The organism is Rhodanobacter sp. T12-5 (genome assembly GCF_008329435.1).
In the GTDB taxonomy this organism is placed as follows: domain Bacteria; phylum Pseudomonadota; class Gammaproteobacteria; order Xanthomonadales; family Rhodanobacteraceae; genus Rhodanobacter.
Genome location: NZ_NPKN01000008.1, coordinates 90,153 through 114,076 on the forward strand (window position 1 = coordinate 90,153; position 23,924 = coordinate 114,076).

General features: G+C 61.2%; 11 protein-coding genes. 5 read left to right on the forward strand and 6 right to left on the reverse strand.

Translation table 11 applies throughout. The features are described from left to right. The first annotated feature begins 165 nt into the window (after positions 1 to 165). The gene (locus tag CIW53_RS15170; protein WP_197736667.1) at positions 166 to 3,549 is read left to right on the forward strand and encodes a sialidase family protein; all 3,384 of its coding nucleotides are present in this window, start codon (positions 166 to 168) and stop codon (positions 3,547 to 3,549) included. Between the two features lie 206 nt (positions 3,550 to 3,755). Here CIW53_RS15170 and CIW53_RS15175 read toward each other — a convergent pair whose 3' ends face one another. After that, positions 3,756 to 5,231 (reverse strand): aldo/keto reductase, encoded by a 1,476-nt coding sequence (locus CIW53_RS15175; protein WP_149365558.1) that lies wholly within the window; start codon positions 5,229 to 5,231, stop codon positions 3,756 to 3,758. Between the two features lie 9 nt (positions 5,232 to 5,240). Beyond that, positions 5,241 to 6,725: an APC family permease gene (locus CIW53_RS15180; protein WP_149365559.1), complete on the reverse strand. Its 1,485-nt coding sequence runs from the start codon at positions 6,723 to 6,725 to the stop codon at positions 5,241 to 5,243. Between the two features lie 490 nt (positions 6,726 to 7,215). On the opposite strand from CIW53_RS15180, the gene CIW53_RS15185 reads away from it, so the two are divergent. Genes CIW53_RS15185 through CIW53_RS15195 form a run of 3 tightly spaced genes read left to right on the forward strand, consistent with a single transcriptional unit; the run spans position 7,216 to position 9,940 of the window. After that, positions 7,216 to 8,514 carry an MFS transporter gene (locus tag CIW53_RS15185; RefSeq protein WP_172969691.1) on the forward strand — a complete coding sequence of 433 codons (1,299 nt, stop codon included), beginning with the start codon at positions 7,216 to 7,218 and terminating at the stop codon, positions 8,512 to 8,514. Next, positions 8,514 to 8,864, forward strand: coding sequence for a TIGR04076 family protein (locus CIW53_RS15190; RefSeq protein ID WP_149365561.1), 351 nt, complete (start codon positions 8,514 to 8,516; stop codon positions 8,862 to 8,864). The genes CIW53_RS15185 and CIW53_RS15190 overlap by 1 nt, the downstream gene beginning before the upstream one ends. Then, complete coding sequence (locus tag CIW53_RS15195; protein ID WP_149365562.1) at positions 8,861 to 9,940, forward strand: aldo/keto reductase; 1,080 nt, start codon at positions 8,861 to 8,863, stop codon at positions 9,938 to 9,940. The genes CIW53_RS15190 and CIW53_RS15195 overlap by 4 nt, the downstream gene beginning before the upstream one ends. Positions 9,941 to 10,356: 416 nt before the next feature. Here the strand turns inward: CIW53_RS15195 and CIW53_RS15200 are convergent, their stop codons facing one another. Further along, a complete protein-coding gene (locus CIW53_RS15200; protein ID WP_197736668.1) occupies positions 10,357 to 12,072 on the reverse strand; it encodes an alpha/beta hydrolase-fold protein in 1,716 nt (571 codons plus the stop codon). 28 nt (positions 12,073 to 12,100) lie between these two features. Then, positions 12,101 to 13,381 (reverse strand): M24 family metallopeptidase, encoded by a 1,281-nt coding sequence (locus tag CIW53_RS15205; protein ID WP_149365563.1) that lies wholly within the window; start codon positions 13,379 to 13,381, stop codon positions 12,101 to 12,103. Positions 13,382 to 14,466: 1,085 nt separating this feature from the next. Between CIW53_RS15205 and CIW53_RS15210 the strand changes: the two genes are divergently transcribed. Further along, complete coding sequence (locus CIW53_RS15210) at positions 14,467 to 16,767, forward strand: transferrin receptor-like dimerization domain-containing protein (RefSeq protein ID WP_149365564.1); 2,301 nt, start codon at positions 14,467 to 14,469, stop codon at positions 16,765 to 16,767. 430 nt (positions 16,768 to 17,197) lie between these two features. On the opposite strand, the gene CIW53_RS15215 is transcribed toward CIW53_RS15210, so the two are convergent. After that, positions 17,198 to 20,407, reverse strand: a complete 3,210-nt coding sequence (locus tag CIW53_RS15215; protein ID WP_197736669.1) for a hypothetical protein — start codon at positions 20,405 to 20,407, stop codon at positions 17,198 to 17,200. A gap of 192 nt (positions 20,408 to 20,599) precedes the next feature. Beyond that, positions 20,600 to 23,542 carry a hypothetical protein gene (locus CIW53_RS15220; protein ID WP_207105468.1) on the reverse strand — a complete coding sequence of 981 codons (2,943 nt, stop codon included), beginning with the start codon at positions 23,540 to 23,542 and terminating at the stop codon, positions 20,600 to 20,602. Positions 23,543 to 23,924 lie beyond the last annotated feature (382 nt).

Genomic DNA, 23,924 nt, shown 5'->3' on the forward strand with positions numbered 1-23,924 from the left:
GACCATTTTTCATGGCTGCGCGTCGTCGCCAATCAGGTTCTCTTATGGTCCGATATGACCGAGCCGCGGCGCGCGCAAGAGCTATCGGCTGGCTACACAGTTTCTACACTGTTATGGTTTGAGATCAGGGAACTTCTCCATACAGCCTCAGCGAGTTGACCGCCGATGTCGATTTCACGCCTGCTTGGTCTTGTCGCTTGTGGTTTCATTGGTGCCACCACTGCCTTTGTCTCGTTGCCTTCGGTCGCCAAGGCCGCATCCGGCAACACGCCCCAAGCTGATCAGTCCTCGAAGTATTACGCCGAGATGCACTGGCGAGAAATCGGGCCGACCCGAGGTGGCCGCGCCAGGGCACTGGACGGGGTTCCAAGTCAGCCGAACGTGTTCTATGCCGGCTACGACAATGGTGGCGTCTGGCGCTCGACCGACTACGGAGCGAACTGGGCGCCGCTGTTCGACAACGAACCGACCGGCTCGATAGGCGCCATCGCGGTGGCGCCCTCGGATCCGAGCATCATCTACGTGGGCACGGGCGCCGGCATCATCCGCCCGGACCTGTCCGTGGGTAATGGCGTGTACAAGTCCACGGACGCGGGCAAGACCTGGACCCACCTGGGCCTGCGCGACACGCAGATGATCGCGAACATCGCCGTCGACCCGCACGATCCGAACCGCGTGTTCGTCGCCGCGCTGGGCCATCCGTACGGACCAAATGAGCAACGCGGCATCTTCCGCTCCACCGACGGCGGCAAGACCTTCACCAAGGTCCTGTATAAAAGCCCGTATGTCAGCGGGAATGACGTGCGCATCGACCCGCAGAACCCGAACATTGTCTACGCCGGGCTGTGGCAGCAGCAGCAAAGCTATCTGGAAGGCCCTGAGTTCGGCGGCACGGAAGGCGGCATATTCAAGTCCACCGATGGCGGCAATACCTGGAAGGAGCTGACGAACGGCCTGCCCGCCGGCGTGATCGAGGCAAATCTCGGCATCGCCCCCAGCCAGCCGAGCACGATCTACGCGATGGTGGCCGGCACCGTCGGCAAGGTGCCAACATCACATGAAGGCACGACCGGAACGGTAAATTTCTACAAGTCGATCGACAGTGGTGAACACTGGCACCTCGCCGCGCGCGCTCCGGAAAATGTCGGCTCGTCACCGAACGCCGTACCGGATCCGCGGCCGGTCGTGCGCATCGGTGGCGGCGACCTGCCGACCCTGGCAGTGGACGGCAAGGACCCGAACGTCGTTTACAGCGCTTCGACCGTGTTCTGGCGTACCGAAGATGGCGGCGTGACCTGGGCTGCGGTTCGTGGCGGCCCGAACGGGGACGATTACCAGAAGCCGTGGGTCAATCCAAACAATCCTGACATCGTCTTCGTCGTTGCCGATCAGGGAGCGACGGTTTCGGCCAACCGCGGTGTGTCGTGGAGCAACTGGTACAACCAGCTCACCGGAGCGATGTATCACGTATCCACCGACGATGCGTTTCCCTACCGCGTGTGCAGCGGTCAGCAGGACTCGGGTTCGGCCTGCGTCGCCAGCCGCTCGATGGACGGCCGCATCACGTTCCATGACTGGCACTCCGTGAGCATCCAGGAATACGGCATTGCGGCGAGCGACCCGAAAGATCCAGACCTGGTATTTGGGAGCGGACGCAACAACGTCACGCTGTACAACCGCAAGACCGGACAAACCACCTTGGTCGGACCATCGCGCGAACAGCGCGGCATCGATTACAACCGCAATGTGCGCACGATGCCCCTGCTCTGGTCGCCAAAGGATCCGAAGGTGCTGTTCTACGCATCGAACGTGGTCTGGAAGTCGTCCGACCAGGCCCACAGTTGGACGCGCATCAGCCCTGACCTTGCACGACAGACGTGGAAGATTCCGGCCTCCGTCGGCAAGTATGCAAACAAGGTCAAGCCAGGTCCCCAAGGCAGCATTACCGCGCTTTCGGCGTCCGCACTCGATGTGAACGTGCTCTGGGCGGGCACCGACGACGGTAACATCCAGGTGACCATGGACGGTGGCGCGCACTGGTCAAACGTGACTCCGCCACCGATCAAGCCATGGACACGCATCTACAACATCGAGGCCGGCCATTTCGATGCGAAAACCGCGTATGCGGCCGCCAACTCCATGCGCATCGACGACATGAACCCGCACTTGTGGCGTACGCATGACGGCGGCAAGACCTGGACCGAAATCAACAACGGCATCAGCCCGGGCGTATTGACCAACACGATTCGCGAAGACCCACGCAAGCCGGGACTACTTTACGCGGGCACGGATACCCAGGTATGGGTATCGTTCGACGATGGGGATCACTGGCAATCGCTGCGGCTCGACATGCCGGCGATTTCGGTGCGCGACCTGCAGGTGAAGGACGATGCCAAATGCGGATGTGCCGACCTCATTGCCGGCACGCATGGCCGCGGCTTCTACATCCTCGACGACGTGACGCCCTTGCGACAGGTGGCCGATGCACGCAAGGCCGGGGCCGCCTATCTGTTCAAGCCGCAAACGGCTACGCGCGTACGACTGGTGACCTACGATTCGATGCCGTTCCCTCCGGAAGTCCCGTCCGGCGAAAATCCGCCAAACGGCGCCATCATCGATTATTACCTCGCTTCCGACGCCACCGGCCCGCTGACCATCGACATTCTGGATCAAGCAGGCAGTGTCGTGCGGACGTATTCGAGCGAACTCAAGCGCAATCCGGACCCCGCCGTGGACCCCGCTGCGTACAACAAGATTTGCCAGGCCAAACCCGATTCACCGGACTGCAGCATCCCGCTGTATTGGCCCTCGCCGATCAAGTCCATGCCGACCAGCGCCGGCATGCATCGCATCAGCTGGAGCCTGCGCTACCAGCCGCTTGCGCAGGAACGTTCTCCCATCCAGCGTCCGATCGTGATCCCGCATCGCAGCTCAGTGCTGCCGAGCTCACCGTGGGCGCCTCCGGGGAAATACACGGTGCGCCTCGCGGTCGATGGCAAGACGTATACACAGCCGCTGACGGTGCGCCTTGATCCGCGGGTGACCACACCTGCTGCCGCTCTGGCCCAGTCAGAGAAGCTCTCGGTTGAAATATACGAGCTGGCGCGCAGCACGCTCATGGCCTATGGGCAGGCCCGGGAGCTTGCCCAGGAAGTGGGCAAGCTGGAGTCGATCGAACCAGCTGCCAGCAAATCGTTCAAGGCCAGCGTCGATGCCGTGGCGCAGAGCACAGGTCCGCGCGGGTATGGCTTGCCCTACCCGACACCCGCCACGTTGAAGGACGTCAGCGATGCCGCGTTGGCTGCTTCGCTGGCACTGGAGACGGCGGACACCGCACCCACGGCGGCGCAGATCGAAGCCTGCAGCCAGGCACGTCAAAACGTGCAAGCAGTGATGGCCAAGTGGGACAAGGTGAAGGGCACGGGCCTGTCGGAGTTCAACGCCAGGCTCACGAGCAAGGGCCATCCGACGCTGGCATTGCCACTGCTCAGAATGCCTGCCCCGCCGCCCAGCGACGAAAACGGCAACCTGATGGAGCGCGAACGATAGCGTCCCGACATCATGGCAGCGGAGACTTGAAGTGTTCCGCTGCCATGCCAGATCAAGGTGCATCAGTACTTGCTGGCGCCCAAGAACGGCGACAAGTGCTCCGCAGCGATGCAGGATACACAGTGGCTGATGGTCAGCGGCAAGACGCATTGCCGCAGCAAGGGCCGTGCAGGGACCTTGATATCGGCGGCCAGGCGAACACTTTTTCAAGCTGCGGGAAGCGTCCTTTGAGGCAGCACCGCTTCCGCTTCCATTTCCACGAGGTACTCTTCCCCAATCAGTTCGGCACCGATCATCGTATTGGCAGGCTGGATTCCCCTGAATCGCTCACCATGTACGCGGGCAATCTGTTCCCAGTCTGAGATGTTTTTCACGAAGACCCGGGTGCGCACGACATCCTGCAGGCTGCCTCCCAAGGACTGGATGGCGCCTTCGATCTTGTCGATCACGAAGTGCATCTGCGATGCTGGGTCCGAGCCGCCGATGTGTCGGGTGCCCAGCGTGGCGGTGGTTCCCGAGACCAGAATTCGATCCGCCACGCGCACCGCCCTGCTGAAGCCGGCCACTTCTTCCCATGTCGTCCCCGTGAGCACTTTTTGCCGTCCGTCAGTGCCAGAAGACTGGCACGCATAGGGCGTGACTGCTGCATCCATGTGATGGCTCAAGTCGCCGGACGCGGTCAGGAACGGAGGCTTTCGGTATTCATCGCCGCAATCGCCGGGTATCGGGCTCATTCCCGATACGGCCTTTCGAATCTTGCTCTTGCTGGCGTCGTCCAGCGGCTGCGTCAGCAACGCCTTGTTTTCTGCGATGTGCTCACTCCGACCCAGCCGTGCGCCAACGATCACGCCGACCACGCCGTGTTGTTCGAGTATGTAACGGCTGGCCAAATTGGCGATTGACATGCCGCTTGTCAGACTCACCTCGTGAAGCACCTGCAAAAGTTGCTGGAACCTTGTCCAGCCACCGGCCGTGTCGATGAAGCGCTTGTACTTCATCTGCGACCACGTGAGTGCATCGTCGAGACGCGGCTCGCTTTGGTTCAGCCATTTCCCGGAGAGAAAGCCGCCGGCAACCGTTCCGAACGCAAGCAGCTTGACGCCGTGGCGTAGGCACGCCGCGGTCATCGACCCGGACGCGCGCTGGTCGAGCAAGGAGTAACACACCTGGTTCGAAAACACCTCGATACCGCTGTGCACAACCATTTCCAGATGTGCGGTATCGAAATTGGTCAGTCCCAGGTGGGCGATGAGCCCTTCCGCCTTCAGTTCATTCAGCCAGTACAGGCAGTCCAGCCAAGCCGGGTCCGCATAGTTCCAGCTGTGAAACTGCAGCAGGTCTATCCGCTCGGATTGCAGACGCCGCAATGACTTCTGCACTGCTGCGCGGACATCTTGTTTTGTGATCACGCCCGGCGCGGGCACCCATTTGGTCAGCAACTGCGCGTCGCTTCCCCCGAAACGTGCGTGAAACACACCGGCTATGTCTTCGGCCGATCCGTAGTGGTCGGCCATGTCGAACGTGGTCAATCCGGCATCCAGATACTCCTTCATGGACAGCGCGGCCTGCGCAGGATCGAGCACGCATCCGTCGCGCTCGAGGTCGGCAACTTGCCACAGGCCTGTGACGACCGGACAGACCACCAGACCCGGGGATGGCTCGCGGCTTGCGTTGTTGTTCATCGGGATCCTTCAACCTTGGGGCAGTCTGGAAAAGCGTTCGGCCGTATCCACGCCTGAAGCGCGGAGCCTTCTCCAGTAGTACAGGAAAATGACCGAGGCGATCAGCATCACGAGAAGCCACGGAACTGTCGAGTGGAAATACCACGCGCTCACTGTCGTTCCAAGGTCGCTGACAATGTGGACAATCAGCAGGAGCGAAAGACATGAAATTCCGCCAACGGCCAGCGAACGCTGCAAAGAGATAGATCGCACCACCGTGACTCTCGCTGCGATCTCCGGGTTGTTCCGTGGCAACCACAGGACCGACACGCACATCAACAGGTAATTGACCAGCATCGAGGTGACCATGATGTCGATGCCGAGAAAGAAATCGCCAGCGAAATGGCTGCCCAGGACACCGACGGTCGCCATGAATCCGCTCAGGAGGATGGCCATGTATGGCGTGTGGTACGTGGGGTGGATCGACGCCATGGGTGCGGGGAATATCCCGTCCTCGGCCCACGCGAACATGAGCCTCGACACCGACAGGATCATTGCGGGCAGATCGTTCAACAATGCGATGGAAGCACCGAGAACGATGGGCACGGCCCAACCCGAAGACAGCACGTAGCCCAGCAGGCCAGGCGCGGTAACGTCTCCGCTGCGCGCCTGCTCGGCTACAAAACTCCAGGGAACCGTGTGGTAGACCGAGAACGTGAACGCGACATAGAAAAGCGTGACCGCGACGATCGCTATGCCAATCGCCCGCGGCAGTGCGCGCGATGGGTCCTTCGCTTCACCTCCCGCTTGCGCAATCGAGTCGAAGCCGATGAAACTCGAGAACAAGACGGCGGAACCGGCGGCCAGTGTAGACCAGTGAAACGCGGCGTCCGTCGGCGCAAGGGTCCGGTTTTCCTTGTGCAGGATCGCTGCAGCAAAATCCTGATGATTGAAGGACAGTCCGGCCACTATCACGACGCCGCCCAACAGGAACATCAAGATCATGAGCGGTATCACGATCCGCTCATACAGCTTGACTCCCCGAATGTTCAGCCAGACGAACGTCCACAGGATGAACAGCGCGACGGTGACGCGGACCGCTCCCCTGTCCAGTACACCAGCGAGCTGGTTCAGAGCAAGCAAGCTCGCGACATCGCGAAAAAACGGCACGACCAGATAGGCCACCACCCCGATCGCAATGGACAAGCCAAACCATTGCGAGAAGCTGGCCACGAAGCCGAAGTAGGGTCCGAGTGCGCGGCTCGCGTACACGTAGCTCCCGCCGGCGCGCGGCATGGCCGAGGCGAGAATCGCGTAAGCAAAGGCCGCAAGTGCAGCGGGAATCGCAGCAAGCAGGAACGCCGGCAAGACATAGGGACCGATCCCCGGCACGTTCCGCTGGATCATGAACGGAATCACGTAGATCGAGGCGCCCACCATCGAGCAGATACCGGTGGCAGCCAGACCCACGAGGCCAAGTCTGCGTTCGAGCGACGTTGCCAACGTGGATGTCATGGCGCGAAATTCCGCAAGAGGTGCTCATGATGCAGCGGGTGCGAGTCGGCCGTTCGTGCCGTCTGCCCGCGGTCATCTCGAAGGTCGCACAAACTCGGACGAATGGCCGGCAATATAGTGGGGTGCGATGGTTGAATCAACGAAGCGTCATCGGCTGGCTCCGCCAGTGAATACCTTGCGCTGCCGGTGCCGCTCTGCCGGAACCCGACAGCCTCGGGGGATCTTCTCCGGCCTCGCGGGTGAAGAGCCGCTGTTCCAGCACAACAGGCCACCGTGACTTACGACGGGGTAAGAAAGCCGAGGTTCCCTGTCGCTTTCCGACGAGCGCAACCGATGTATTCAGTCGTAGACTGTTACGCAACTGCACTGCCATCGATATTCAAAAAGCCGCCGCCATCGCCAGCAACCAGCCAAAGCCGGGCAATCCCTGCCACCCATGTGCCATACGGGTGGGTGCTGCATCTTGCGCCGAAATCGAGCCGGTCGCCGAATGACACTTTCCACTCAGACCACTGCACCCTATCCGAGCCTCGCTCGCGCCTGCACCGTCGTATTGATCCTGTTTGCCACAGCGGTACTCGCGTACACCGACCGTCAGGTACTCAGCCTGCTGGTCGATCCGATCCGGCACGATCTGCACATCAGCGATACGCAGATGAGCCTGTTGCTGGGTACTGCGTTTGCCGCGATCTACGGGGTCGCGGGGGTTCCGCTGGGGTTTCTTGCCGACCGCACGTCGCGCCGCAATCTGATCGTTGCCGGTGTGCTGATCTGGAGCGTGGGCACGCTCATGTGTGCCGTGGCGCCTTCGTTTGCAATGTTGTTCGTGGGGCGGGTCGTAGTCGGTCTTGGCGAGGCCGTGCTCTCGCCGGCAGCCATCTCCCTCATCAGCGATACGTTCGAGCCCAAGCGGCGCGGACTCGCGGTCGGCACGTTCTTCACCGGCATCGCGGTCGGGATCGGCGGCTCGATCCTGATCGGCGGTGGCGTACTTGACCTGGTGCGCGATGGCTTGTTTGCAGCAACGCCGGTTGCACACTGGGCGCAATGGCGGCTCGTGCTTCTGGCAGTGGGCCTGCCCAGCATGCTGTGGGCCCTGCTTCTGCTTGTCATCAAGGAGCCGGTACGCAGGCACGATCAGGTTTTCGAGGAGAACTTGCCGCCTGCCGCGGGCCAGAACTCGCTGTTCCCGATCCTGCGAAGGATGGCGCCGGTGTTTCTGGTCGTTGCCGTGGCATCCATGGTCGACAATGCCGTTGGCGCGTGGGCGCCTTCGCTGTTGATACGGCAATTTGGTATGGATCCGGCCAAGGTTGGCGTTGAACTCGGACTGCTGCTGATGCTCGGCTACGGTGGCGGCATGCTGGCGGGTGGCGCCCTGGCCGACCGCTTCGCCATCTGGCGCGGACGGAACGGCAAGATCGAACTGTGTTGTCTGGCCGTGGTGGCCACCTTGCCGGCCGCAGTGATGATAAACAGCCACAGCGCATCCGGCGTCATGTTTGCCGTTCCCATCTATTTCGCGCTTTCGGCCGTGGTCACCGCATCTGGCCTGTCCGCGATCCTCGACGCAACACCCAATCGCATGCGCGGGCGGGCAATGGCGATCAGCTTCTTTCTCAACGTGGCGATCGGCGCAGGCTTTGGCCCGACTGCAGTCGCACTCGCAGGAGACCATGTGTTCGGGCCGGGCGCCGGGCTTGGGCCCGCGATCAGCTTTACAGTAGTCGTTTCCTACCTGTTGGCAGCGCTGGTGCTGGCAGCCGCCATCCGAACACGGAGATCCTGATGCAACCATCCGACGAAGACACCTTTGAGCTGTACGACCTGCGGGTCGAAGTGGTGGCCCCGCCCGGCGCCAAGCTGTACTGCTCGGCCACGGTGGGCGACAGTTTCGAGCTGCGCGGTGAACTGCTCCATCTTCCGGACGGGCAGGGATTTTCCATTTATTCGCTGGCAGCAGTACTCCCGCTGCTGGCTGCCAAGCAGCGGGTGACCGATGCGAACGACTGGATGAGCACCGACGCCGAAGTGGCCTGCCCCGATCCGGGCTGTCCATCGCGCCTGCGCATCACCCGGCTCGGCCGCCGGCGCTTCCATCACGATGAGGTCACTGCCGTGCGGACTTCCGCGCCATGACGCTGTCGGAAACTTGCGAAATCAAGCCGGGCTATGTCATCTCGCGGATCATTCGCGGCGGCTGGCAACTGGCCGGTGGACACGGCACGGTCGAACGCGATGGGGTGACCCGGGATCTCGCGGCCTTTTACGATGCTGGCGTGACCACGTTTGATTGCGCCGATATCTACACCGGCGTCGAGGAAATGATTGGCGACTTCCGCGCGGCCATGTTGCAGAGTCGCGGCTCGCACGCACTGGACCGACTCAAGGTCCACACCAAGTTTGTCCCGGACATCGACCTGTTGCCGACAATCACCGCTCAGGACGTGCGCCGCATCATCAATCGCTCCCTGCGGCGCTTGCGCATGGAACGCCTTGACCTGGTGCAGTTCCATTGGTGGGATTACACCCAACCGCGCTATGTCGATACCGCCTTGCATCTGCGCGACCTGCAGGCCGAGGGCAAGATCGATCTGATCAGTGGAACCAATTTCGACGCCGGTCACGTACAGCAGATTGCTGATGCGGGCGTCACCTTTGCCACGTTGCAAGTCCAGTACTCGCTGCTCGATCATCGACCTGCAGGGGGCCTGACTGACACCTGCAGGCAATTGGGAACCAGGTTGCTTTGCTACGGCACGCTCGCCGGCGGCTTCCTCAGCGAAAGCTGGCTTGGCAAGGCGGAGCCGACCGATGTGCTGACGAATCGCTCACGCGTCAAATACAAACTCATCATCGACGAATTCGGTGGCTGGGATCTGTTCCAGGGCCTGCTGGAAACACTCAGGCGGGTGGCCGAGCGCCACGGTGCCAGCATCGCCAATGTCGCTTCCCGCTATGTGCTGGAACTGCCGCTGGTCGCCGGGGTGATCGTGGGCGCAAGCCACGCCGGCCACCTGGAAGACACGATTCGACTGGGCACACTCAAGCTGACTGCGCAGGACCGGGAGGCGATTGAGTTGATCCTCGCCCAGCGGCGCGGCCCGAGTGGAGAGGTGTATGCACTGGAACGCGATCGCGCCGGCCCGCACGGCGCCATCATGAAGTACAACCTCGGAAATACACCAGCTTCAAATCACCCGGCGGAGTCGTAGTGCAAGTTGAATCGGCTCGCGCGTGCGCGTGCTGGCCGCATGCCTCTGAAATGCTCAGACCACGCGCGTTTCGCCTTTGCTACATCATTCGCCTCGATCCCGGCGCCGCCCATGCCGGCAACGCGCAGTGACCAATTGAAGTGTCGGCCCGGTAGCCTTTCGAACTTGGCAAGCCGCGGGAATTTCCAGAGAGGAAAAGGCGGGCCTTGGGTGGAGCCAGGTATCAGGAGGTTCGTCGGCCGGTGTCGCGTCTCGCGCGCGAGCCGATGCTGATTTCAGGCAGACAGTACCTGGGGCCCGTGACGACCAGAAGCCAACAGCGCGAACTTGCACATGCGTCAGGCGATGAGAGGTACCGGAGAAGGCACCTCTCATCGACCAACCGGGGCCGTGTCTCGCTGCCGCGATTTGACCAGTCAGTATTTCCAGCTGGTGAGGTCTGCTCCCTTCGGCGCCGTATCTTCCATCTGCTTCAGAATGGTGGGCAGATACATCGTGTTGTAATGCAGGCGGCCCAGCGCGTTGGGACTTTCGCCGTTCCAGCAGTGCTCGGCGCGATCACCGTACTCCACCACCCCCTCGTAGGCTGGCTTGGCGTTCTTCAGGAAGTCCTCCGTCAGATACACGGCGTCGTTGAGATAATAGTTGTCCATGTCGCCGACGAAGATGTGGATCTTGCCCTTTAGCTTCGGTGCAAGCGTCTGCCAGTCGCGTTCCATGATGTGGCGCAGGTCGTAATTATCCTGCCAGTACTTGGCGACCGTGGGGTTGATCTCGCCGGTACGCTTGTTCCACAACGGATTGACATAGCCATCGTCGCCCATCGGCGAGAACACGGCATCCCAGACATCCCATTGGCCGCCGGAACGGTTCTTGTCGCCCAACACCAACTCCAGGTGGTTCTCGTCCTGGATCGTGTACTGAACCTCGCCGAGATAGTTGCGGTGAGCCGGGCGCTGGACGTTGTTGAATGTGCCGATGTTGTAATACATGTTCTTGTCGGTGTAGATGTTGGTCAGCATCATCTTGCGGAAATCGATCGGATCCGGACAGGCGGCGAACGCACCGTTGTACTGGTCCGGATACTTCACCTGTACGCCGAGCGCCTCCCAGCCGCCGGTCGAACCACCGTAGAGGAAACGCGCCCAGCCCTGGCCGAGGCCGTGGAATTTCTTCTCGAGCGCGGGGATGAATTCATACGTGATCGCATCGCCGTACGGGCCGAGGTTTTCCGAATTGACGGCGTATGAGTCGTCGTAATACGGATTGGAATGGTCGATCTCCACGACCAGGTAGCGCGGAAAATCATCCGAGATCCACTTCTGGTAGAACTTGTACGCTTCTTCCTGCTCCATGCGGTTGTAGCAGGGCAAGTTGAAGCGCTCGCTGTACTCACACTTCAGGTTCTTGTCGGGTGGCGTGGTGCGAAAGCCACCTACCGTCATCGGGAAGTGTCCCTGGTTGACCATGAGCGGGTAGCGTGCATTCGGGTGTTCGTCGAACCCCTTCGGCACCAGTACGTGCCCGGTGATATAGGTGTCGCGCCCCCAGAACCTGGACAGCTTCTCGCTGCGGAACTTGAAGTGGCGAATATATTTCGTGTCCTTCTCGGCCACGATCGGCGGGTTGACCTTGTCGAGGGTAATGTTGATCTCGCCGCTCTTGGCTGGATCGAAGCTGACCTGCTGCGGCGTGCTGACCAGGTTGCCGGGCTCCATTCGCCAGTTTTGACCTGCGCCGCGGGCCGCAGGCAACTTCACTGTCTTCCCGTTGCCCAGATGATAGGTGTCATAGCGGTGCAGCACCGCCTGGACAAAATAGCGTCCGGCAGGCACCTGTTTCAGGTCTTCCTTTGGATAGCCAAAGGTACTGGTGTCGATTTCCGCACTTTGCCCCGCTTTGAGGCCATCCACGGTAACGCCGAATATCTGCGCGGCCTTTACGCCCGGGACGACCTGCTCGCGTGGTTCAGTCGCGCCGTTGGGGGTCAGGATGAGGATGACCCGGCCATCAAAAGGACCCTTGGCGGCCGTTGACGGGATGGTTACACGAAAAGTTTCGGCTGTTGCGGATGTTGCCAGAAGCGCAAGTCCCGTGGTCGCCAGTTTGACTAGTGTCTTGTGCATGGTCATACAGCCTCTAGGTTGTTGATCATGAAATTCAGGAGTCCGAGGGAATCAGCGTGAACCTGGTTTGCCGACCATCCAGGAAATGCACTTTCTCGCCGTCGAACCAGGCATCTTCTTCCTGGCGGAACTCCGCCCTCTCGCCGTCCCATTCCGGGACACCCTTGTAGGCGACCAGCTCGATCGACCAAGTTGTATTGGCATGTACCGGATATTCGCCGTGATCGTCGCCATTCTGGTTGTCCCACATGCCAATCGCCGATCCAGCTGCATGACCGTGGTAGCCGGTCGGGTGCGAGTAGATCGAAGGGTCGAGTCCGTTGGCGATCGCCCTTTTGCGTGCAGCAGCAAGTATCGAGTTGCCGCTGGCGCCGGCCTTGAACGAGGAGAGCAAAGCGTCCTGCACACCATTGACTGCCTTCAGGCCAGCGCGCAGTCCGGCCGGTGCGTCCGTCTCGCCCGGCCTGAGCACATAGGCGAGGTGTTGCGTGTCGGTGTTGAGGCGCAGGTAGGTGATGCCGAAGTCCGTCCACAGCATGTCACCCGGCTGGATCACCGTGTCTCCCTCCAGCATCTTCTTCGCCCCTTTGCGCTGGACCGCGATGGACGGCTGAAACCAGGTATCGATGCCGAGATTCGCCATGCGCTGGCGGTAATACCAGACGACGTCGTTGGTGGTGGTCTTGCCCGGGGTGATCGCCTTGCGCGAGAACGCTTCGGCAATAAGCGCGTGGGCGACGCGCACGATGCCCGGATAGATTCGGAGCTCGGTCGGCGTGCGTGCTTCGAGCCAGCCAATGGCCAGAGGCTCGGCGGAGACGACACGGGAGCGATATTTTTGCGGCAATGCCGCCATCATCTCCTTGTGCTGACTCACGGTCATCCCGTCCGCGAACGCGAACATGCTGGACGTGTTGATCGCGATGTTCGCCGGATCACGCGCCTCGACAATCTCGGCTACCGCTTTCCACTGGTCAGGCTGCTTGTCGGGATCCCAAGCCGGCTTGAACAATCCGCCAACTCCGTAGCGACTGACCGTCAGCCTCTCGATTGGCTGGCCGTTGCCGGGATTGTAGAAAATCAGGATGGTGCGCCGGCGGGCATGCAGGCTTTCCGCATCAAGCATGGTCGCCACGACAGGCTCTTCGAAATACTCCCGTGCCATCAGTATCCACATGCTGGCATTGTTGTCGCGCATCAGTTTCGGCACGACCGTATCCAGGCGCTCGGCCAGAATTTCGTTGACGACCTTGGCGCGATCCCGAAGCGGCAGAATCACCGGCAACTCCGGATTGGCCTGCTCGGTATCGCTCATGGGCGCGACCAACGGCTTCGTTGCTGTCTGCGCGACCGCAGGCATGGACATAAAAAAAGCGGCAGTCGCAAAGACTGCCGCATATAGGTGCTTGTCGAATCTCGTGCAATCGGCAGGTCGTTTCATGGCGGCCCCAGGTTTGATCGATGCCGTTCGATAGTGGATGAGATTTTTGATGTTTGTCAACCGAGGGTCGACGCATGCATCAGCGCGCCAGAACGTCTGGACATGCAATGTGCGCGGGCCGACGGATCGGGGCCAGAAACAAGTGGCTGGCTGGCGAGCGGGCGCACTGCTCAAAGCCGGACCAGTCAGCGTTCGCTGCACTTTGATGTCGTGACAATACCCTCGGGACCGCCACGTGTCAGATCATTTTCAGGCCTGATGGACAGCTATTTTCGACCCAGCCTCCTTGCAGCAGTCATGCGTATGGAAATGACTGTTGCGTCGAAGCTTCCACGAGTGAACTGAGCTTGCGGCGTGGTCAGCGGACACGCACCAAGCACCAGCGAAGGAGATGCACGCATGAACCGCGATTCACCGTTGCCTTGCCCGCCTGTTCGAAAGATGCAGTTGGTGCTGAGATGCTTCGCCGATGTTCCGGCATCTTCACAGAACCGGGCATCGCGTCACGAGCCAGCCAGCAGGCCCGGGTGGCGCAAGCGGGTATTCGTGCCCGACATAAAGGCACGCGCCAGATGAATCACCCGGACGCCTGCCGTGGATCGGAGAACCCCGGACTTCGGCTTCGGATTTTGTGCTTTAATCTTCGGAGGTCTGCAATCGACTTGACCGTGACTCCGGTTTTTGTGGGATACGTGGTGCACTTCAACTGGGAATGGCGCCCGCTGGTTTAGCCCAGCGGCGATGGCTTGAGCGTCCGTTTGGCTAAGTCCAGTCGTGTCATGGACATGCAATTGCGCCGAGGCGAGGGGATGCGTCCATGTTGGTATGGCTGATCTTGCCGGCGCCATCTGAGCACCGCCCCTGAAGAGCACTGCTTTGTTTGAGATTCCTGTTCGGCGGTGAACTGTGAGCTGTCTGTCCGATAACCCGTACCTTCATCATCAACCCGGAGCGAGACCATGATTCGAATGACGACCAAGCCACTGCTCTTGGTGGCTTGCCTGGTGACTGCCCTGGGTGCGGCCTCTACGGCCAACGGCGATCAGTCAGCGGGCAACATGCTCGGATTCAGCGCGAATACCGCGGCCAGCCAGCAAAAGCTGGAAGAGAGCTTTGACGCCCAGTTGCAGGCGTCGGACATCAAGAGCTGGCTGAAGAGCATGTCCTCGGAGCCGAACCAGGTGGGTTCGCCGCATGACAAGGCGAATGCCGAGTTCGTGCTCGCGAAGTTCAAGGAGTTTGGCTGGGACGCACGTATCGAGACTTTCAGCGTGTTGTATCCGACCCCGAAAAAGGTGCAACTGCAGCTGATCGCCCCTACCCACTATGACGCCGTGTTGCGTGAGCCGCCGATTCCGGGCGATCCGTCGACCGACATCACCAAGAATGTGTTGCCGCCCTACAACGCTTACGGCGGCGACGGCGATGTGACTGGCGAATTGGTCTACGCCAATTACGGATTGCCGGACGATTACGCTGAATTGGCCAGGCATGGCATCGACGTACGCGGCAAGATTGTCATCACGCGCTACGGCGGCGGCTGGCGCGGTCTCAAGCCGGAACTCGCACAGGAACACGGCGCGATAGGTTGTCTCATCTATTCCGACCCACATGAAGATGGCTACTTCAAGGGGGATGTCTACCCCAAGGGCAGCTGGCGTCCGGACCAGGGTGTGCAACGTGGTTCAGTCGCCAAGATGCAGGTACATCCGGGTGATCCGCTGACGCCGAATATCGGCTCGACCAAGGATGCCAAGCGTCTGGCGATCAAGGATGCCAAGACGATCCTGAAGATACCCGTGCTGCCGATTTCCTATGGCGATGCCACGCCGCTGCTTGAGGCGCTTGGCGGACCGATCGCCCCGGACAGCTGGCGCGGTTCGCTGCCGATGGCGTACCACATGGGTAGCGGCCCGGCCAAGGTGCACATGGTGGTCGAGTCGGACTGGGATCAAAAGACAATCTACGACGTGATCGCCAAGCTCAAGGGCTCGACGATGCCCGACCAGTGGATCATACGTGGCAATCATCGCGACGGTTGGGTGTTTGGCACAGAGGATCCGTTGTCCAGCCACGTGGCCATGCTGGAAGAGGCGAAGGTACTCGGCGCCATGTACAAGAAGGGCTGGCGGCCGCAACGCACAATCGTCTACGGCAGTTGGGATGGCGAAGAACCCGGCCTGCTCGGTTCGACCGAGTGGGTCGAGACGCATGCCAAGGAACTGAGCCAGAAAGCGGTCCTGTACATCAACACGGACGGCACCTCCCGCGGTTTTCTAGGCGCTGGCGGCAGCCACTCGTTGCAACATCTGGTCAACCAGGTAGCAGCAGACGTCACCGATCCGGAAACCAACGTGAGCGTCGAGAAACGATTGCGTGCTCACTTGATGACAACTGGCCATGAAGGCGGCTCTGCCGAAGCCAAGGCCCAGGCCAAGGCCGCGGCCTCGGGCGGTGACCTGCCAATCGAGGCCCTGGGATCAGGCTCGGATTTCACCCCGTTCCTGCAACACCTCGGTATTGCATCGCTTAATGTCGGTTTTGGCGGCGAAGGCGGCGGCGGTGTTTACCACTCTGCTTACGATACGTTCGACCATTACGCGCGCTTCAGTGACCCGAAGTTCGAATACGGGGTGACCCTGGCCAAGGTCGTTGGTCGACTGGTCATGCGGATGGCCGATGCAGACGTCTTGCCGATGCGCTTCAGCGATTTCAGCGCCAAGCTCACCGAATACATGGGCGAGTTGCATCAACTTGTCGCCAAGACGCGCGCGGCCACGGAGCAGCAGCACCGGTTGCTGGACAGCGACGCGTTCAAGCTTGCGGCAGATCCGTTGGATCCGGTCGCTCCTCCGGTGCGCGAATCCGACATGCCGCAAATTGACCTGAAGCCGCTGGATGAGTCGATCAAGAAGCTGGCGCGGAGCATGCAAGCCTATGATGCGGCCTACAAGAAGGTGCAGGATGCCGGCTACCGGATGCCGAAGGGTCAGGAGCGGCAGTTGAATGAATTGATCGGGCGCATGGAGGCGTCGTTGACCGATCCTGCCGGCCTTCCCGGACGGACCTGGTTCAAGCACATGGTCTATGCACCTGGCATGCTCACCGGCTATGGAGTGAAGACCCTGCCGGGTGTACGTGAAGCCCTCGAGGCGCGCCGCTGGAACGAGGCGAATGAGTACGCTGGCGTCACCGCCAAGGTTATCGACGGTTATCGGGCGCAAATTGAAAAGGCCACGGCACTCCTCAACAAGTCGTAATACGGGTCATTGCGCCCGTTTGCGATGGAGCCGGATGTTCGACGTGACCCCGCAGTGCATTGACGCCCGCAAGAGCCGCCAATGCACTGCGGTCGGATCGGGTTCCTGGTCAGAGTTCGTGGCCCCGCGACTGTTGGCTGACGCCGTTGTGACCGGCTTGCGGGGCAACAACACCGCACGCGGTTTCATAACGCCTGAAGACGCCCCAAGGCGGCTGTCTCGCCAACTGCCCGATCGCCCTGCCTTCGTCGTCGCCATCTGCAAGGCTGGTTGTTTTGACGGCGGCTACGATCAATTTATGCAAGCAGCAAATCGGGAAACCGGGTTCATCTGGTCTTCGGGCAGCGGGCCCGCTTCCTGTTTGCTAATCGAGACGGCCATGCTTGCGCAAGCATGCGTCCGCTGCCATCGCCGCTCGCCACACTGCACGTCAGTGGGCGTGGTCGACCTCCGGTAGTCCGGCCAGGCGCAGCTTGACGTCCAGTTGCGCCACATCCTTGGTCTTGAACTGGTCCCAGCGAGCAATGGTCGCGCTGACGATCTGCCTCACCTTGTCCAGGCCGGAGACTCTTGCCGCGGTGGGCGCGCCGCTGCTCTCCTGGGTTGTTTTCGAGATTCCATCCAGAATCTGTGCAAGTCCCATCAAGCTGTTCGTGGCCGGTGCCGCATCACCCACACCGGTCGTATCCGGGAGCGGCGGCGGGGCATGGCCCTCGATCTCGCGTGCGTGCTTGTCCACCACAGCGATCTCAGCCGCAATTCCCTTCTTGCCTGACGCCTGCCGCCGCAGCTTCTGAAGTTGCGTGCGCAAATGTGCCACATCGATTTGTGCCTCGGCCACCTCGGTTTGCAGACCAATGATCTGCTGCATCATCCGGGTTTGCGCCTGAAGTGCGGCCGGATCCTGTCGGGTGCCGGCATGCTGTTCGACTGTCAACGGCTGGGTATAACTGTTCCCGTCCACGGTCAGTTTGACCGTGTACTCACCGGGCAGAACCCGGTAGCCGCCGAAGCCGTGCGCTCCCGTGGCCACGGCGCGCAGATCCCAACTGAAGCGATGCATGCCGGACGCAGCCGGCAACGGCGGCGGATTGCTTCGCCAGATCGCCGGCACGTTCAGGCTCTTCGGATCTACCTCGGGATACGTCGTGTCACTCGAGTAGTGCCGGATGACCTTGCCGCCCGCATCGAGGATGTCCAGCATGACTGGGCCTTTGGTCGCGGACTTCAGGTAGTAGTCCAGCAGCGCGCCCTTCATGCGCGGCGCACCCGAAGCGATGTCGAGTGGGGTCAGGTTGGTGGCTACGACCAGGTTTGTGTCTCGGTTGGGATGGTCGTCGCCCGGCCGGAGGATCGCCACTTCCGGCTTGAACAGGTGGACGTTCGACCGGGCAATGGCGCTGTCGAGCTGATGCAGCGGGCTCAGGTCGTCCAGAATCCACAGCGAACGGCCGAAGGTGGCGATCGCAACGGAATTGGCATGAAAGGCGAAATCCCGGATTTCCACCACCGGCATGTTCAATCGCAATGACTGCCACTGATTGCCGTCATCGAAGGATACGTAGACGCCGATGGACGTACCGGCAAACAGCAGGCCCTTGCGATCGGGGTCCTCCCGGACCGCCTGTACGTAAGCATGTGCAGGAAGGCCCTTGGTCACTTCCTGCCAGGTCTTGCCCGCGTCACGCGTGCGCAACACATGTGGCGTGAAGTCGTTTAGGCGATGCCGATCAATCGCCGCATAAACGGTGTTCGCATCGAAATGCGAAGCGTCCATCATGATCACCTTGCTCCAGGCGGTGACCTCGCGTGGCGTGACGTTTTGCCAATGATCTCCGCTGTCACGGGTAATCCAGATCTGGCCGTCATCGGTACCTGCCCAGACTGTGTCCGCCTGCAGTGGCGACGGCGCAATCGCGTAGATCACACCCCAGTGCGAGTCACCGGTTTTTTGCAGGTAGCTGGTATCGGCCGCAGTGGCCGGATCCAGATTGGCGGGGACACCGGGGTGTGCCCGGGTCAGGTCCGGGCTGATCTTTTTCCAGTGTTCCCCCTTATCGATGCTCTTGAACAGGAACTGGTTGGAGAAGTACAACGCGTGCCCTTCCGCCAGCGAGAATACCGTTGGCAAGGTCCACGTATGCCGGAATGCCACGCCCGGATAGGCCTGCCACGGCGTCACGACTTTCTTCACGCCGGTGATCTGGTTGCAGCGCGTCAGCGTGTTGTCATTGAGATCGTAGAGCAGCGTGGTGGCGTAGAGGTCCGCCTTGCTGTCCGGATCCATGGCGAACATGTCGCTTTCACCTCCGGTGCAGGTACGCGCCCACTGGCGGTAGGTTATGCGCCCCTCGGGTACGTCCGTGACCACACCCCAGGAGCCGCTATCCTGTTGCGCGCCATACACCCAGAACGGATCACGGTTGTCGGCAATCACGTGATAGAACTGGCCAGTGGGCTGGTTATGCCAATCGCTCCAGTTGCGCGTGCCGTTCACACTCACGATGGTGCCCTGGTCACTGCTGAGGGCCATGCGGTCCGGATCGTCGGGATTGATCCACAGGCGATGATAATCATCGCCACCGGCGGTGCCCTTGATCGCATCGAAACTCTTGCCGCCGTCGGTCGAACGGTAAACCGACGTGTTCATGATGTAGAGCTTGTCCTGGTTTTTAGGATCCACCGTGACGCGATCGAAGTACCAGCCACGGCCCCAGATGCGGGCCTCGCCATCGGCCAGTTTCCAGGTCGCACCCGCATCATCGGAGCGATAGAGACCACCCTGGTCGGCATCAAGAATGGCGTAGACACGATTGCTGTTGGTCGGTGCCACGGCCAGTCCGATCTTGCCCAGGCCGGCAGTCGGCAAACCGTTGGTGAGATGCGTCCAGTTCGCGCCGCCGTCGGTGGATTTGTAGACACCGCTGCCGGGTCCATTCGCGGGCGGGTACACATTCCACGGCGGACGGCGTGTTGCCCACAGCGCCGCGTAAATCACCTGGGCGTTGTCCGGCGCGAACGTGACATCGATAGCGCCCACGTCCGGATTCTTGTACAGCACCTTTTGCCATGAGCTGCCGCCGTCGTTCGAGCGGTAGATTCCCCGCTCCGGATTGGCGGCATACAGGTTTCCAAGTACCGCAACGAACAGACGATCCGGATTGGCCGGGTCCACGATGATGTGGCTTATGTGCATGCTCCGGTCCAGGCCGATATGCGTCCAGCTCTTGCCCGCATCGGTGGATCTGTACATGCCGTCGCCGTAGGAAATCTGCGAGCGCGGATCGGACTCGCCCGTGCCCACATAGATGATGTCGGGATTGGACGGCGCCACCGCGATCGCGCCAATCGAGGCAATCGGCGCATCATCGAAGATCGGGTCCCAGGTGATGCCCGCGTTGTCGGTCTTCCATACACCACCGTCGACTGCCCCGGAATAAAAGACGTTGGGCTGACTGCGGACCCCCGCCACGGCCACGGTGCGGCCGGCGCGGAATGGTCCGAGCAAACGCCACTGCAGGCCGGAAAGGAGGCTGGGGTCGTATTTCTGGGCACTGACGGTCACCGGGAGCATCGTGGCAACCATGGCAGCGGCCGATGCAATCCACAGCAAGCGCCGCGCGCGGGGCCAAATAATCATGTGAGCACTCCCGATGGAATTACGTACAAAGGCTGGCCCACACAGAAATCGGTTTGCACGCCAGCGGCGGGCAACAGCCAGTAGCCGCACATCGATGCATGCTGCCGCCTGGACCGGTTCTTCCGTGACGCGCAAAGCACTGACCGATTTCCCGCGTATCCCGGAAAAGGAAACATGCGGAACGCGCTGCGGTCAGTGGCCAAGCGCGGCGAGCACCTGTCGATGCAGGTCCGCAGCCGTCGACATCTGCTGCGTCGTTGGTGGCGCCAAGGCCGACACGGCACCATATTGACCGCCATAAATGGAGCTGTAGGCTGCGCCAAGTGCCGAATTCAGTTTCCGCAAGGCATCGACCTTGCTGCCCTTGGCCTTTGCTTCCTGCAACGCGTCAAACGTGCGGTTCATGTCGTCGACGAGCTGGGTCGCCACGTCGAATTGCTGCGCAAGCCCTGCGATCGGTGTATCGACTCGCGGGTCCATGCGCAGCGTCAGTGGCTGCGTCTGGGTTTTGCCGTCCACGGTGAGCTTGACGGTGTATTCGCCCGGCACGGCCGAGGGCCCGGGAGGTCCAAGCGGCGTGTCATGCAGGATCACTGAAATCGGCGCGCTCCGGCGCAACGACTTCGGCGCCGGATAGTTCAGGTCCCAGACGATGCGGTGCATGCCTGCGTTCGACGGGAGTGCCAGAGGCGGACGCAGCCAATAGGTGGGGAAGTTGAGAGTGCCGGGATCAACCGGCTTGGGCTGATCTGCCGAGGACAGGTGGAAGGCGAGCCTGCCGGCCGCGTCGTAGACCTCCAGTGTCACCGGTCCACGGGTATCTGCTTTCAGGTAATAGTCGAGGATCGCACCGTCCGGCGGATTCTGGCCTGCGGGGGTCTCCTTCGGCATCTGGGTGTCGGTATAGGTGTTGCGCAAAACCTGGTAGGCAGCAGCCGGTTTGTAGAGATAGCCAGGATCGGCGGCCTCGGCTGCGGCGATCTGGCGCAGCGGGGTGATGTCGTCGAGAATCCAGAACGAACGGCCATGCGTGCCCAGCACCACATCGTTGTCGTGGATCACCAGGTCGCGCATCGAAGTCTGTGGCAGGTTGAGCTGCAGCGATTGCCAGTGATCGCCATCATCCGTCGAATACCACACGGCGCGTTCCGTTCCCGCGATCAGCAGCCCCTTCTGTTCGGGATCCTCGCGCACCACGTTCGCCGAGGCGTTGTCGGGCAAGCCATTGACGATCAGCTTCCAGGTCTTGCCGCCATCGTGGGTGCGGTAGATGTACGGTTTCAGATCGTCCAGGCGGAAGCGGTTGACGGCGGCGTACGCGGTCTGGTCGTCGAAATGCGAAGCGACCAGCATCGACACCTTGCTCCACGGTGTCATGGCCTTGGGCGTGACATTGGCCCAATGCTTGCCGGCGTCGCGGGTGATCCAGATGAGGCCGTCATCGGTACCGACCCAGATCGTATCCACGTTCTTGAAAGACGGCCCGATGCTGTAGATCACGCCGCGGTGATGGAGCGGGTTCTCATGGCTGCCGAACACTCCCAGCGTGGATGGCAACCCCGGGTTGGAGCGTGACAGGTCGGGGCTGATCTTCTGCCAGCTCTGGCCGCCATTGGTGGTCTTGAACAGGACGTTCATCCCGTAATACAGCAGGTGCGGATCGGCCGGTGAGAACAACAGGGGCGCCGTTCGGTTGGTACGGTACTGGTCCCCGACAACTTGCGGGCCTACAAACTGGCTCTGCCCGGTGACCCAGTCGTAACGGGTGACATCACCGCCATAGACGATGTTCGGATCCAGAGGGTCGGGTGCCACGTACGCATGCTCCCCCGCGCCGACCGGATGCCAGTCGCGAAGTGTGATCTGACCGTCATTGCTCCGGCTCGAACTTCCCACCGAGCCACTGTCCTGCTGGGAGCTGTAGACGCGGTAAGGAAAGACGTTATCGGTAATGATGTGGTACGAGGAGGCGGTTGGCTGGTTGTACCAGGAGCTCCAGGTCTGGCCGCCGTCAACCGTCAGCGTGGCGCCCTGGTCCACGCCCAGCAGGATGATCTTCGGGTTCGAGGGGTTGATCCAGATGCGGTGATAGTCATCTCCACCGGGCGCACCCTTGATGGCGCTGAAGCTCTTTCCTGCATCCATCGAGCGATAGAAAGACGTGCTGGCCACATAAATCTCGTCGGGATTGTCGGGCGCGACGGCGACTTCGGCGAAGTCTGCTCCGCGACCGTAGATGCGTTCCTCGTGGTTGACGCGATGGAAGGTCTGGCCCGCGTCGTCGGAAAGATATGTTCCACCAAAGTCGGGCGGAGCCTGCACCTGTGCATAGACGCGCATGGGATCGCTTGGCGCGATGCCGATACCAATCCGGCCAAGGCCCTGCGCCACGCTCGGCAGGCCCTGTCCGATCTGATTCCAGGTGTTGCCGCCATCAGTGGACTTGAACACGCCGCTGCCAGGACCATTGATGGAGGTATTCTCTGACTTCATCGACCACGGCGGCGTGCGTCCGGCCCACAACACGGCGTAGACAATCTGCGCATTTTTCGGGTCCAGCGCGACCTGTACCGCTCCGACATTCGGATTCTTGTACAACACCTTCTCGAACGACTTGCCGCCATCGGTCGAGCGGAACACGCCGCGCTCCGGATTCGGGCCGTAGGGATGCCCGAGTACGGCCACGAACAAGCGGTTGGCATCATGGGGATCCACTACCACCGAAGCGATTTGCTGACTATCGCGAAGGCCGAGGTGCACCCAGGTCTTGCCGGCGTCCGTGGATTTGTACATCCCGTCGCCAGTGGAAAGATCCGGCCGCAACAGGCCTTCGCCGGAGCCCACGTAGATCACGTTCGGATCCGACGGCGCCACTTCAAGATCGCCCACCGAATTGTTTTCATCGCCCTTGAACAGCGGCTCCCAGGTCACACCATAGTTTTCGGACTTCCATACCCCGCCATTGTTGGGCGCCATGTAGAAGACATTCGGCTGCATTGCCGTGCCGGAAACCCCCACCGTGCGGCCTCCCCGAAACGGCCCAATCAACCGCCACTGCATCCCGCTTTGCTCGTCTGGTCCCGGGTGCTGAGCCCACACGGGAAGTGCCAGCAGGGTCAGCGTCGAAAGCAGCAACGCGGAACACAGCTTTATCGCGGGGTTGCGTGTTGCTTGCATGAATCTGTCCTCAATCCGGGTGTGGTACGCCCTGCGACACGAACGCCACGAACATCAAGATAGTGATTGCAGGAAATTGCCGAAAACCTGAAGCGAGCCCCCTGCCGGACCAACCAACGCGCCTCAAGATTCCGAATGCCCCGGCAAGGGCGAAGCAACGCGCATCCAAGGAATCACACCGTCGCCCACGCCGCGAAGTGCCTTGACCCCCGGCCCCGCCCGATGGTCGTGCACAGTATGTCCCTTGCACAATATGCCGGAAGTCCTCCAATCCGGAGTGGCGCGGCACGCGGACCGGTCCACCAGCGGAGTCGGCTACGCGGCCATCAGCGTTACGGCC

Excerpts from the sequence above, each read along its gene's own strand:
- CIW53_RS15170 (WP_197736667.1), top strand. The coding sequence starts at position 166 with ATGTCGATTTCACGCCTGCTTGGTCTTGTCGCTTGTGGTTTCATTGGT.
- CIW53_RS15175 (WP_149365558.1), bottom strand. The coding sequence starts at position 5,231 with ATGAACAACAACGCAAGCCGCGAGCCATCCCCGGGTCTGGTGGTCTGT.
- CIW53_RS15180 (WP_149365559.1), bottom strand. The coding sequence starts at position 6,725 with ATGACATCCACGTTGGCAACGTCGCTCGAACGCAGACTTGGCCTCGTG.
- CIW53_RS15185 (WP_172969691.1), top strand. The coding sequence starts at position 7,216 with ATGACACTTTCCACTCAGACCACTGCACCCTATCCGAGCCTCGCTCGC.
- CIW53_RS15190 (WP_149365561.1), top strand. The coding sequence starts at position 8,514 with ATGCAACCATCCGACGAAGACACCTTTGAGCTGTACGACCTGCGGGTC.
- CIW53_RS15195 (WP_149365562.1), top strand. The coding sequence starts at position 8,861 with ATGACGCTGTCGGAAACTTGCGAAATCAAGCCGGGCTATGTCATCTCG.
- CIW53_RS15200 (WP_197736668.1), bottom strand. The coding sequence starts at position 12,072 with ATGACCATGCACAAGACACTAGTCAAACTGGCGACCACGGGACTTGCG.
- CIW53_RS15205 (WP_149365563.1), bottom strand. The coding sequence starts at position 13,381 with ATGAGCGATACCGAGCAGGCCAATCCGGAGTTGCCGGTGATTCTGCCG.
- CIW53_RS15210 (WP_149365564.1), top strand. The coding sequence starts at position 14,467 with ATGATTCGAATGACGACCAAGCCACTGCTCTTGGTGGCTTGCCTGGTG.
- CIW53_RS15215 (WP_197736669.1), bottom strand. The coding sequence starts at position 20,407 with ATGATTATTTGGCCCCGCGCGCGGCGCTTGCTGTGGATTGCATCGGCC.